Source organism: Alteromonas sp. ABH4_452, assembly GCF_056311825.1.
Genome location: NZ_CM149973.1, coordinates 2,492,859 through 2,505,477 on the forward strand (window position 1 = coordinate 2,492,859; position 12,619 = coordinate 2,505,477).

Genomic DNA, 12,619 nt, shown 5'->3' on the forward strand with positions numbered 1-12,619 from the left:
GGTAACTTGGTAGGTACCCGAAGAGTTACTTCTTATTTGCTACGATTACGGCCCGTTGTGGTGCAGGATAACCTTCAATGGTGCGAGTAATATCTTCTTGATCGAGAAAATCTTTCAAAGATTGTGATTCCATCCATGACGTTGCACGTTGTTCGTCTAGGGTAGTGTGGTTAACATCCACAACGCGGATATTTTCAAATCCCAGGCGCCCTAGCCATACAGAAAGAGCGGCGGTACTGGGTAAAAACCAAACATTTCGCATTTGCGCATAGCGCTCACCGGCCATTAGCACAGTGTTTTCGTCACCATCAACAACAAGGGTCTCAAGTATTAACTCTCCACCTTTCCTTAGCTGATCTTTAAGTTGCTGTAGAAAGGCCATAGGATCTTTGCGGTGATACAGCACACCCATTGAAAATACGGTGTCAAAGGCTTTCAATGGCTGCATCTCTTCAATGCCTAATGGCAAAAAGTGGATGTTGTCACAGGGTGTTGTGGAATTACTGATAAATTGCTTAATGGCGTGAAACTGGATAAGAAACAATTGAGTAGGATCTATGCCCACTACATTTTCGGCCCCTTCACCAAGCATACGCCACATGTGATAGCCACTACCACAACCTACGTCTAAAACGTTTCGGTCTTCTAAAGAGGTAATGTGAGGTGCTACACGTTCCCATTTCCAGTCTGAACGCCACTCGGTATCTATGTGAATGCCATGCAGGTGGAAAGGGCCCTTACGCCATGGCATAAATTGTTTTAGCAAACCTTCTATTTGCTTTTGCGTATATTCGTCAACGTCGTCTTTTGTGCCTATCGAAACGCTCGATGAAAGGTCAACATGGCTTGGAGAGGTCGACGGCAGTTTTCCAAGCATCCGGCACCATTTATCAAATTCGCCGTGCTTAGCGTTTCGCTGCCAGTCGTCCATTTGAGCTGGAAGGGTTTGCAGCCAATGCGAAAGAGGGCTGTCTATCAACGATTTGTAGCAATCGTTAAACCAAGTCTGTTCTAGTTTACTCATAGTCTTCTTTATATGTATTGAAATCGAAATAACACGAAGCTTGAAATGCGCTAGTGCCTAACTTTTAATGGCGACCATGGACGTAAAGTTATAGCACTTGTACCACATCACTACATCTGTAAACCCTACTTTTTTCAGGCGCGTTTCATGTTCACTGAAGGTGTCGGTTAACATGACTTTCTCTAGCGCTGCGCGTTTTTGACTTACTTCTAGCTCGCTGTATCCATTGTCGCGTTTAAATTGGTGGTGTAAGTCTACAAGTAATTCGTTTCCATTGAGGGTAGGGTGACGAATTTTTTCTGACAATACTAAAAAACCGCCTGGGTTTAACCCATCGTAAATGCGCTTTAATAGTGCTTCGCGGTCAGCTGGTGGAATAAACTGTAAAGTAAAGTTCATTACAACCATGGACGCGTTACTTATCTCAATATCTTGTGCAAAGCCATGCTGGATAGAAATAGGATTTGGAAGTGAAAACGTTTGAACAACACGCTTACAGCGTTCAACCATGGCTTCAGATGCATCTACACCTATGATTTTACATGTTTCGCTAGGCAGCGCCCTAGCTACAGATAGACTCGCAGCACCTAAACTACAGCCAAGGTCGTAAACCACAGAATTTGAAGTGACTGCAGTTTTAGCCAATTCACCTATGGTGTGAACAATCGTTTCGTACCCTGGGACTGAACGCTGAATCATATCAGGAAACACATCAACGACAGACTCATCAAATTTAAAGTCATCTACTTTATTGAGTGCCTTTGCATAAATATTGTCGTGTTTCTTCACTGTGAATCTTCTATTAGCCAATTTGGGGCGCAATTTTACCGTCTGATACGTAAATGCCAATGGAAAACGCTAAATTTGTTAGTTTTTTACAGGATTTTTGGGTTTTAGGTCTTTTCGTTACTGGTCTAAAGTATTAATCTATAGTCATAATACAAAAAGGAAGCAGTAACGCTAATGACGAGAATTCTAGTAGCAGACGATCACCCATTGTTTCGCGAGGCATTGAGCGGCGCGTTGGAACCTTACTTTGAAAATGCACAAATAATTCAAGCCGGAAGTTTGGACGATGCATTAGCAAAACTTAACGAATTCGACGGCGTTGAACTAGTGCTTCTTGATCTTAACATGCCAGGCGGTGAATATTTTAACGGCCTTATCACATTACGCGAACAGTATCCAAACATCCCTATCGGTGTAGTCTCAGGTAGCGATACGGTGGAAGTGGTAGCACAAGTGATGAGCTTAGGCGCACAGGGCTTCATCCCTAAAGTATCGCAAACGCGAGAAATTGCACAAGCTATCGTAGATATCATCGGCGGTAAGAAATGGCTTCCAGAAGGTATGGAAGAAGAGCTTGAAAAAGTTGATGATGAATTGAAAGTGTTACTTCAGCGCTTCCGTGAGCTAACGCCAAAGCAAATTCAGGTGCTTTCGTACTTAAGAGCCGGTTTGATGAATAAGCAAATTGCTCATGAAATGAATGTTACTGAAGCAACTATCAAAGCACATATCAGTGCCATACTGCGTAAACTAGAGATTAATACACGTACGCAGGCTGTGTTATTAATGGATAAGCTTCAGCTTAGCTAAGCGCACTTCACTTTAAAAAAACCGGATGATTCATCCGGTTTTTTTGTCTCTAAAATTTTGTCTTTAAAGTAATGTTGCCGTTCTTGGTCACTATGTCTAAACCTTTATCAGGTACATGATCAAACTTCTTTTGGCGTTTCAAGAGTAACGTCGCTGATGAGTTATCGTCTTCTAAAGAAGTCGCATTGTCCGCTAACTTAGTAACATAAACCGCCCAATATTCAACATGCGGTGTTGAATAGTCTTTATGAAACGCGATACCGATTTGGTCTTGTTCTTCATAAAACGGAAGTTCGCCTAATAAGTGCTGTCGATGAGAGGTGGATTTTTTTAACGCATACCAAACATCATCAGCCGTAGTGTACCCGCCCGCTAACGCTTCAACTTGGTTGCTCATAGCCTTACCATAATAGTCAGGTAGAGAGAGCCCCGCATCTCGAATGCGAGTGTTAGGGCTACCACCTAAAAAATGTGAAACTAGGCCTCTATCGGCCATATCTTTGACTTTAACTTCAGCTAATTCAACGAGTGTAGGGTTGCACTGCAACAGATTGCGTTTTTGACCTTTATCGTTAGCAATAAGTAAAGACAAAGCTTGTGCTTGCTCAGTACTACCGCAGGTTGCTGGGTTGGCGAAGCTAGTACTTTGTGCAGTCAGAGCAATCAGCGTAGCTATAATGATTTTTTGACAAAAAAGGCCGCTTTCGCGGCCTTTTTTTCTAGGTTTTGGACTAAGCAGCTTTACCACCTCGTTTCTTAGTAGCTGACGTTGAGTTAACTTTAGCTACTAACTCTTCGTGATCGAAATCATCAACGTTGATGGTGCGAAGTCGTCCTGCTTCCGTCTTGCGTAGCAAGTTCGCTTCTTCTTCGTTAATAACATCTTCAGCTAATGCCTCATCAGCGAGTACGTCTAATCGAGTGAACGGTAGCTTGGCTTTCTTGTGCTTACAAATGCGCTCGAAGATAGGTTCACTTGCTAATACATCGTCAAGTGTCTGTTCTAGGTCGCCAAACAAACTGCCTTCCTCACGAGTTAGATACTGGCCATAGCCTAAACGGCTACGGGCAGTTGAAGGCGTTTGAAGCATTTGCGCAATAGCGTGCTCTGTTTTATCAGAAGGCATGACAATACGACGACCAAAAGGAATAACCATAACGCGAAGTGCTGCCGCAATTGCACGATTAGGGAAGTTCGCTAAGAAGTCATCAATTGCAGTTTCAATGTCGTGCAACGTGGTTTGCATCGCCCAATGAAGAAGCGGAAGATCTTCTTTCAAACGACCTTCTTCGTCAAAGCGCTTCAAAGTAGTGCTACCCATGTAAAGGCCACTTAAAATGTCACCTAAACGCGCAGACAAACGCTCGCGACGCTTAAGGTCACCGCCAAGTACGCCCATAGAAACATCAGTAAGAAGTGCTAGGTTAGCGCTATAGCCTTGAAGCAATTTATAGTAACGCGCTGTTTCATCAGTAAATGGCGCACTGCTAAACGCACCATTGGTTAATGAGAACCAAACACTGCGCACTGTGTTAGCAACTGCAAAACCGATATGACCGAATACTGCCTTATCAAATGCTTGAAGGGCCTCTTTCTTGTCTTCGATAGATGCAGCTTCAATTTCCTTAAGCACATAAGGGTGACAACGCATTGCGCCTTGACCAAATATCATCATGTTACGAGTAAGGATGTTCGCACCTTCAACCGTAATTGATACAGGTACGCCTTGATAGCCGCGGCCCAAGTAGTTGTTTGGCCCAAGCATTACGCCTTTACCGCCGTGAACATCCATCGAGTCGTTGATGACTTGACGCATTTTCTCAGTTAAATGGTACTTACAGATTGCCGAGATAACAGAAGGTTTCTCGCCTAGGTCAACACCCACTGTTGAAAAGCGCGTTACGCCATCCATTAAGTAAGCATTACCACCAATACGCGCAAGCATTTCTTCAACACCTTCCATATGACCTACCGGCATACGGAACTGACGACGAATACGTGCATATGCACCGGTTGCAAGTGAAACAGATTTTGCGCCACCAGCAGCAGAAGAAGGCAGGGTAATACAACGTCCTACTGATAAACATTCTACAAGCATGCGCCATCCGCGACCCGCCATCGCTGGACCACCGATAATGTAATCGATAGGTACAAAGATTTCTTCACCCTTGATAGGACCATTTTGGAATGGCGTATTAAGAGGGAAATGACGACGGCCAATTTCTAGACCTTTAGTGTCGCGAGGGATAAGCGCACAGGTAATACCCGGCTCTTTATTATCGCCAAGAAGGCCTTCAGGATCTTGCAGTTTAAAAGCAAGGCCGATTACTGTAGCCACAGGTGCAAGAGTAATATAGCGCTTGTTAAAAGTAAGGCGCATACCCAGTACTTCTTCACCGTTCCATTCGCCTTTACAAACAACACCAACATCTGGAATTGCGCCAGCATCTGAACCTGCTTCAGGACCAGTTAACGCGAAACAAGGGATTTCTTCACCCTCTGCAAGGCGAGGTAAATAGTGATCTTGCTGCTCTTTAGTCCCATAGTGCTGCAGTAGTTCACCCGGGCCTAGTGAATTTGGTACACCAACTGTGCTTGATAGCACCGCGCTTACACCGGCCAGCTTTTGTAGGACACGTGATTGCGCGTAGGCTGAAAATTCTAGACCGCCATATTCTTTCTTGATGATCATGGCGAAGAATTTGTGTTCTTTTAAGAACTGCCAGATTTCAGGAGGTAGGTCTGCATCTTTGTGGTTTATTTGCCATTCATCGACCATAGAGCAAACTTTGTCACAAGGGCCATCTAGGAACGCTTGCTCTTCTGCGGTTAAGCGGCCTTTAGGAATGCGATGAAGCTTGTCCCAGTCTGGCTTACCGCTAAAGATATCGCCATCCCACCAAACGGTACCCGCATCAATAGCTTCTTGTTCTGTGCTCGACATTTCCGGCATAACCTTGCGATAGAAGGCTAGCAACTTTTTAGAGATGTGCTGTTGCCTGATATTAGCAAGTGTGAACGGCAGTGTTAAAGCAAGGAACACTACCCAGCCTAGCAGGCCGATATCACCGAAAAGGGTGCCTAAAATCATAACACCTGCGCCCATGGCAACAGCCGTTACCAAGCTGGTACGCTGATAGCTAGCAATCGCTAGTGTCAGAACGACCAGTAAAAACCATATAAAATCTGCCATACTTCACTCCTGAAAGGCGTTAAACGTTACGCTTGTCATATTCTCGATGCTGTAAAAACGCTTCAAAAAAAGTCGTTAGCGATCGAGGTCTGACCAGCATGCTGTAAACCTATTATTTAATAGGGCAAAGATCAAGATTTTTACATGAATATTCTATTAACAACGACATAAATAATAGGGTAGTGGACTTCACTACTGATAAGTATAGACGTTACTTATATAACGTGATTGGAAACGTGAATTACGTTATCTATATGGTGCTTACCGCAGTTAGGTTACGTCGCAATTTGTTAATAAAAAAAGCACGCCTAAATCTGATTTAAAGCGTGCTTTTTTAATATTTAAATAAGTTGTTACAAAGAGAGCTGTAGCGCTTTAGCTCACTTACAGTGTTTCAAATGACTTAAGCTTGATATCTCCTTGCTCATCGCCTTCTTTAAACTGCTGAAGTCTGACTAGCGTATAGTTAAGCGAAGGTGCGAACCATGCAAAGGTTTCACGTTTCTTAGAGTCACGAATAAGCTTTACTTTTACCGTTTCTATTTTTCCGAAAGGTAACGATAACACTTCTTCATCTACAACTTGAACGCCGTAGTGGCGTAGCTCGCCGCGGTAGTTAACAAAGTTATAGTCTAGAGACGTTTTACCTTCGGCTAGCTGCTTGGCCAAATCTATTCGATAAATTTGATTATCAAATTCACCGTTCCATTCAAAGGTCTCGCCATTTTCGACTTTAATCTTCCCTTGACCTTGTTGACTAAACGTAACTTTGAGCTCTTTATCCGGCCCAGTTCCCGAGCGGTTATAGTAATACTCAGAAGGTACAACCGTATCTTCGTTTACCGTGAAGATCGAGTGCTCGCTACGCTTATCTGATAAGAAAAACTTCGAGACCTTGGAGGTGTAAATTAATGAATATTGTTGGTTGCCTAACTTTGAAAGCTCAATATTCGCCTCGCCTACATCGTCACCCCATTTGTAAGCGGTATACGTAGCCTTGTAAGGTTGAAGCGGTAGCTCAGCTTTCTCTGCGCTGGACGTTGTTTGCGCGTTTCCGGAGAGAGGTATCGCAAACAGTGCACCAACAGCAAAAGGCTTAATCGCTCGCATAACCAGATTCTGGTAGTTCTTGCTCATCTAAAACTGCCTTATTGTTTTGCATCGATAATCGACCAGCACTAAACCATGATAGTACTAGCGGATAGATGCGGCGTTCTTGTTCTTGAACACGCTCAGCCAAGTCGCTAGCTGTATCTTCATCAAATACAGGCACACGACTTTGAATGATAACCGGGCCACCATCAAGCTCCGGTGTAACAAAGTGCACACTTACACCGTGCTCTTTATCTCCATTGTCGATGGCTCGCTGATGCGTATTCAAACCTTTGTACTTCGGCAACAAAGATGGATGAATGTTCACTAATTTTCCAGCAAAGCTATCGACGAACTCTGGAGTTAAGATGCGCATAAAGCCAGCAAGTACAACACAGTCAGCGCCAAAAGCATCAATTTGTGCTTTAAGTGCTTCGTCATAAGACTCGCGAGTATCAAAATTAGTGTGATCGAGGCACACGGCTTCGATCCCTGCTTCTTTCGCGCGCTCAAGACCATAAGCGCTAGGGCGATTGCTAATTACGCCGCTGATTTCAGCGTTAAGACGGCCGCCTTCTATTTCATCAATAATGGCCTGCAAATTACTGCCATTACCAGAAATAAGTACGCATATTTTAGTTACACTACTACTCACGCGTTGATCTCTACTTGCTCTTCGCCGTCTTTTGCAGCGATGTCACCAATAACCCACGCATTTTCACCATGTTGCTTAAGGATGTTTAGGGCTGCATCGGTATCGCTTTCGTCAACAACGATAACTAAGCCAACACCACAGTTGAAGGTGCGGTACATTTCATGACGCGTTACGTTACCGTTTTCTTGAAGCCAAGAGAAGATAGCAGGCCATTCCCATGAAGTTTCATCAATTACTACTTTCGCATCTTCAGGAAGTACGCGAGGGATGTTTTCCCAGAAGCCGCCACCTGTTATGTGTGAAATTGCACTAACTTGAACCTCTTCAAGCAAAGCCAATACCGACTTAACGTAAATGCGAGTAGGCTCAAGCAACTGGTCAATGATTGGCTTACCGTTTAGGTCTGCATTTACATCAGCGCCGCTTACTTCGATAATTTTTCTTACTAACGAGTAACCGTTTGAGTGAGGGCCCGAGGAACCTAAAGCAATGAGCTTTTGGCCTGGCTTAACGTTCGTGCCGTCAATAACGTTATCTGCCTCAACTACACCAACGCAGAAGCCCGCAATGTCATAATCGCCATCGTGATACATACCAGGCATTTCAGCGGTTTCACCGCCTATAAGTGCACATCCTGCCTGTTCACACCCTGCACCAATACCAGTAACAACTGAAGCCGCAACGTCAACATCAAGCTTACCTGTTGCGTAATAGTCTAGGAAAAATAGCGGTTCAGCACCTTGCACTATTAGGTCGTTAACACACATTGCTACAAGGTCAATGCCTACACCGTCATGACGATTCGCATCCATTGCTACTCTTAGTTTAGTACCTACGCCGTCCGTACCTGAAACAAGTAGCGGCTTTTTGTATTTTGTAGGTAGTTCGCAAAGTGCACCAAATCCACCCAAATTACCTTTTACTTCTGGTCTGTGGGTTTTCTTGGTAACTGATTTGATGCGTTCAACAAGTTGATTGCCTGCATCGATATCTACGCCTGCATCTTTGTAACTTAAAGAGGTTTTATTTTCGCTCACGGTTGGGCCCTGAAACTAAGAGGTAGAAAACCGCGGATTCTACCAGCAAGTCGGCACAAGTCCAATTTGTGACGGCTATTTTATGCGCTTTTTGATCTTTTTTATTTTAAGGGTGAAATTAAATTGAATATAAAAGACAATAGAGCGCTATCTTTTGGTGAATATCTTGCTAAATCTTGGCAAATAAAATGTCTTGCTCGGATATTAAGCGTAAACAACGTGAATGTCGGGGCTGCTTTCAAGCTTTATATGAAAAGTGTTTTGCTCATGAAAGGGTAGGCAAGGAATTGATTTTTAGAGTGTATGGAGTGTTAATGTTGACGGCAGTAATGGGTAACACCAACAAGGCAAATAAGCAGAGAGTAGGTTTGAAACGAATATTGAGTGTCTCTCTTTTTGCAATGCTAAATTACAGTGCAGTCACGCACGCCGCTCAGCGCGTTGTTGTTAATGAAGCGCAAATTCAAGTTGAAGATCAAACACAGCGCACTCAGCAAGCAGCGCTCAAAAAAGCGCTAAAGCAAGTATTTATTAAAATGTCAGGCAGTGAGAGTGTACTCGATAATGCGGGTGTGAGAGCGGCATTAACATCGCCTCAGTCGCTATTACGCTCATATCGCTTTGCGTTTGATAACAACAGAACCTATTACATTGCTGAATTTGACCAAGCGAAACTCAATGAAATTTTGCAGCGAGAACTGCTTCCGCTTTGGGGTGACAGACGTCCTGAGACTATAGTGTGGCTGGCTCAAGAGGACGAAAACGAAACTCGTGCCATTCTTGAAGAATCACTCGATACTGAACTACAGCGTGCACTTAAACAAACTGCTAAAGAACGCGGCGTACCTCTCAGCCTTCCTCTTATGGACTTAACAGACAGCGTTAATATATCTACCTACGATGTGTGGGGACGATTTGCAGAGCCGCTTCGTAAGGCTTCTTTGCGTTATAGCGTCGATAACATTATCGGTGCCAGGGTATATCGCAATGACCCAAATGCAATACCAGATTTACCCGAAAACGTTGTGCCGTCTGGTACCGTTGAGTCTATAGATAACGTGCTTAATGATGAAGCACAGACTAAGCGTTACGATGACCAACTAAACGAACCAGCTGACGCTGAATCGAACCCGTTACTAGGAAATAGTGAAAGCTTAGTAAACGAGAACGATGCTCTTACTGGTCAGCCTAGTGAAAACGTCGAAGAAACATCGCCTGCAGGACAACTCGCAAATACAATTGAACCATTTACTATGGACGAATTTGCGAATTACGCGAAAAGAGCAGATGAAGGCGACTTTGCGCTGGATTGGATTTTTATTGGCGGTGGTAAAGTAAGCTACGGCAGCATCTATGGAGACTCACCGGAAGAATTGGGTAATGCACTGGTAGACGCGTATTCAAATTATTTGTCATCGCTCTATGCGGTTGTGGGTATTGAGGAGTCTGAACGAGAGGTGATAAAAGTCTCAATCGCCAACGTTGGTTCCATTGCAAGCTATGCCAGTGCCACAGACTATTTGAACAGCTTAAGTGTGATTGAAAACGCGACCCTCGTAGAGCAATCAGGTACCGTGGCCACTTATTCTTTAACGTTAATAGGCACGGTTGACGATTTACTCAACAGCTTCAAGTTAGAAAATAAACTACGCCCAGTAACCGACGCCTACGGACAAACCGTTAACGAAAATAGTTTCTATTGGAGCAATTAAATTAGCATGCAGCTGCCTTTGCCAGTAACGTTACCTGTAGATGAAAACTTCGATAGTTTCGTTTCTACGGGTAATGAAGAAGTGGTTTCAGTGCTTGAGCAGATTTCAAAAGCGCTACCGCTTTGGCGAGATGACTCGAAATTGAGCGCTTTAGCGTCATTACAACTTCCATTACTCACCTTATTAGGCAGCAGTGCGGTTGGCAAAAGTCATTTGCTATTTGCCACCTGTCATCAGTTAGCAGGCCGAGCTGTCAATCATCTGTACTTAAATCTTAATGACTTTAAAGCTTGGTCTTTAGATATCTTCGAAGGGTTGGAAAACCTGTCGCTGATAGCGCTAGATAACATACACGCCATAGCGGGTGATAAACGCTGGGAAGAAGCGCTGTTTGATTTATTTAATCGCGTTATGGAAGCTAAACAGGCCATGGTGATTTGCACCAGTCATTTAGGCCCATCAAACCCGGCTTTCGTGCTACCTGATTTACGTTCCCGTTTAGCATGGGGCGTTATTTATCACGTGAATCAGCTTGATGATAGCGGTCGTGAGGAGGCGGTACGCCTGCGTGCTGAAGAGCGGGGCCTTAAGCTTTCAAACCAAGCACTACAGTTCCTATTACACCACAGTGAACGCGATTTAAAAAGCCTCATGTCTTTGCTAGCCCGCTTAGACACCCGCTCACTCCAAGAACAAAAACGCCTGTCGGTGGGCATGGTTAAGAGGGAGCTTAACCTGAATTAGCTAAGCGTTACTGTTGTCCTTGCTCAAAACGTGCTTTTTCTTCTTTCATTTCTTCTTTTAGCTTTTTAAGGCCTAACCCTAATTCGCGACCACGTTTTCTGGCAAAAGCGCTACATCCAACAAACATGCCAGTGCACAAAACTATTTCTACTACTGCATACCAGCGCTCGGCAGGCACGGCGTAGGCAACGGTACACCCGTGTATAAGGTAAAATAAAACAACAAAATTCGCCCAGGCGTGAGTATATGGCTTGCCTTTCAATACACCCCAATAGGGCAACAACAAGGGCAAAATATAAAACAGGGCAATAAATACTGGGGAGTAAGTATGCTCTTTAGTAAATGTAAATTGCCAAAGTGTTATCCATATGATTAGCCCAGTGTGGCTGATAAGTGCTAGATAGCGAAAGAAACGCGTATCTGGTGCCATGTTTATTCTCCGAAGAAATCAGGTTTTAATATTTATCTAAACGTTGTCTCTATTCGCGTTTGTCGTATCGCGAATCAATCGTTATCTGCTAGTCTTTTTGCAAACGTAGCCAGGCGCTTACCTTGAGCAAAACACAGCGCTTTTTCATCTGCGCTCAATTGTTGTGGAGCACTTAAACTGTGGTGCGCGACATGTGTTACGCCATAGGGGCTACCACCCATGTTTGTGTTGTGCAGTTCTGGCTCGCTGTAAGGAATACCGCAAATTACCATACCGTGATGGATAAGCGGTATCATCATAGACAACAGCGTGGACTCTTGGCCGCCATGCATGGACGATGACGAAGTAAAAACGCAGGCCGGTTTATCAATCAATGCGCCCTTCAACCATTGGCTGCTTGTTGAGTCTAAAAAGTGTTTAACCGGCGCGGCCATATTGCCAAAGCGAGTAGGGCTACCAAGGGCCAACGCGCTACATTGCTCAAGTTCCTGAAGTGTAACCTCAGGGACTGTACTAGAAGCATCATTTGAGACATCTTCAGAAGTGCTGCTCGATTCGTTAATACTTTTAACTGTGCGCACTATAACCGGCACATTTTGTGACGAAATACCCTGGGCAATAGCATCAGCTAAACGCTTGGTGCTGCCATGTCGGCTGTAATAAAGTACAAGAACGGGTTGCACTACAAAATGTCCAATACCGATTCAGGCGGTCGACCGATACGTGCGTTCTCGCCTTTAATAACAATTGGGCGTTCGATTAGCTTAGGCGTCTGAGCCATGGCATCAAAAAGTGCTTCATCAGACAATGCATCGTCCCCTAAATTAGCGTCTTTGTACTCTGTCTCTTTTGTACGCATCATATCCCTAACCGATTCAAGGTTAAGTTTTTTAAATATCGCTTTAAGCGCTTGTGCATCTAGGGGATGTTTTAAATATTCAACCACTACTGGCGCTTCGCCTTTTTCTTCAAGTAGCGCAAGCGTTTGTCTGCTCTTAGAACAGCGCGGATTATGAATAATAGTAATATCTGACATATAAGCCCCTTTTTAAGGTTGTTACTTTTGGCGCGAACTATTGCGTTTTTGCTTCTTAATATCAAGCAGTTTACGCTTAGTTGTTAATAAAGTGCG

Annotated in this window: 13 protein-coding genes; 3 read left to right on the forward strand and 10 right to left on the reverse strand. The window is 44.0% G+C overall.

Annotation, left to right across the window (positions count from 1 at the left end):
- Positions 1–25: 25 nt before the first annotated feature.
- Both cmoB and cmoA read right to left on the reverse strand, forming a co-directional pair.
- A complete protein-coding gene (cmoB, locus tag ACYX4N_RS10685; RefSeq protein ID WP_476054010.1) occupies positions 26–1,024 on the reverse strand; it encodes a tRNA 5-methoxyuridine(34)/uridine 5-oxyacetic acid(34) synthase CmoB in 999 nt (332 codons plus the stop codon).
- Between the two features lie 57 nt (positions 1,025–1,081).
- Positions 1,082–1,813: a carboxy-S-adenosyl-L-methionine synthase CmoA gene (gene cmoA, locus ACYX4N_RS10690; protein WP_474806543.1), complete on the reverse strand. Its 732-nt coding sequence runs from the start codon at positions 1,811–1,813 to the stop codon at positions 1,082–1,084.
- Positions 1,814–1,987: 174 nt separating this feature from the next.
- Here cmoA and ACYX4N_RS10695 point away from each other — a divergent pair, with 174 nt between their 5' ends.
- Positions 1,988–2,623: a response regulator transcription factor gene (locus tag ACYX4N_RS10695; RefSeq protein WP_179983573.1), complete on the forward strand. Its 636-nt coding sequence runs from the start codon at positions 1,988–1,990 to the stop codon at positions 2,621–2,623.
- A 49-nt stretch (positions 2,624–2,672) separates the two neighbouring features.
- Here ACYX4N_RS10695 and ACYX4N_RS10700 read toward each other — a convergent pair whose 3' ends face one another.
- From ACYX4N_RS10700 to purM, 5 genes are all read right to left on the reverse strand, one after another.
- Positions 2,673–3,371: a CAP domain-containing protein gene (locus ACYX4N_RS10700; RefSeq protein ID WP_476054011.1), complete on the reverse strand. Its 699-nt coding sequence runs from the start codon at positions 3,369–3,371 to the stop codon at positions 2,673–2,675.
- Positions 3,355–5,817 carry an acyl-CoA dehydrogenase FadE gene (fadE, locus tag ACYX4N_RS10705; protein WP_476054012.1) on the reverse strand — a complete coding sequence of 821 codons (2,463 nt, stop codon included), beginning with the start codon at positions 5,815–5,817 and terminating at the stop codon, positions 3,355–3,357. The genes ACYX4N_RS10700 and fadE overlap by 17 nt, the downstream gene beginning before the upstream one ends.
- A 384-nt stretch (positions 5,818–6,201) precedes the next feature.
- Positions 6,202–6,954, reverse strand: a complete 753-nt coding sequence (locus ACYX4N_RS10710; RefSeq protein ID WP_476054013.1) for a DUF3108 domain-containing protein — start codon at positions 6,952–6,954, stop codon at positions 6,202–6,204.
- On the reverse strand, positions 6,914–7,564 hold the full coding sequence (purN, locus tag ACYX4N_RS10715; protein ID WP_476054014.1) for a phosphoribosylglycinamide formyltransferase: 651 nt from the start codon (positions 7,562–7,564) through the stop codon (positions 6,914–6,916). Before purN ends, ACYX4N_RS10710 begins: the two co-directional genes overlap by 41 nt.
- On the reverse strand, positions 7,561–8,601 hold the full coding sequence (gene purM / locus ACYX4N_RS10720; protein ID WP_476054015.1) for a phosphoribosylformylglycinamidine cyclo-ligase: 1,041 nt from the start codon (positions 8,599–8,601) through the stop codon (positions 7,561–7,563). The genes purN and purM overlap by 4 nt, the downstream gene beginning before the upstream one ends.
- 314 nt (positions 8,602–8,915) lie before the next feature.
- On the opposite strand from purM, the gene ACYX4N_RS10725 reads away from it, so the two are divergent.
- Both ACYX4N_RS10725 and hda read left to right on the forward strand, forming a co-directional pair.
- Positions 8,916–10,313 (forward strand): DUF2066 domain-containing protein, encoded by a 1,398-nt coding sequence (locus tag ACYX4N_RS10725; RefSeq protein WP_476054016.1) that lies wholly within the window; start codon positions 8,916–8,918, stop codon positions 10,311–10,313.
- A gap of 6 nt (positions 10,314–10,319) precedes the next feature.
- A complete protein-coding gene (hda, locus tag ACYX4N_RS10730; protein ID WP_476054017.1) occupies positions 10,320–11,057 on the forward strand; it encodes a DnaA regulatory inactivator Hda in 738 nt (245 codons plus the stop codon).
- Between the two features lie 7 nt (positions 11,058–11,064).
- Here the strand turns inward: hda and ACYX4N_RS10735 are convergent, their stop codons facing one another.
- The 3 genes from ACYX4N_RS10735 to arsC form a co-directional block, all read right to left on the reverse strand.
- On the reverse strand, positions 11,065–11,487 hold the full coding sequence (locus tag ACYX4N_RS10735) for a DUF2069 domain-containing protein (protein ID WP_474806558.1): 423 nt from the start codon (positions 11,485–11,487) through the stop codon (positions 11,065–11,067).
- Positions 11,488–11,561: 74 nt separating this feature from the next.
- Positions 11,562–12,170 (reverse strand): NAD(P)H:quinone oxidoreductase, encoded by a 609-nt coding sequence (gene wrbA / locus ACYX4N_RS10740; protein ID WP_474806559.1) that lies wholly within the window; start codon positions 12,168–12,170, stop codon positions 11,562–11,564.
- Positions 12,170–12,523 carry an arsenate reductase (glutaredoxin) gene (gene arsC, locus ACYX4N_RS10745; protein WP_476054018.1) on the reverse strand — a complete coding sequence of 118 codons (354 nt, stop codon included), beginning with the start codon at positions 12,521–12,523 and terminating at the stop codon, positions 12,170–12,172. The genes wrbA and arsC overlap by 1 nt, the downstream gene beginning before the upstream one ends.
- Between the last annotated feature and the right edge of the window lie 96 nt (positions 12,524–12,619).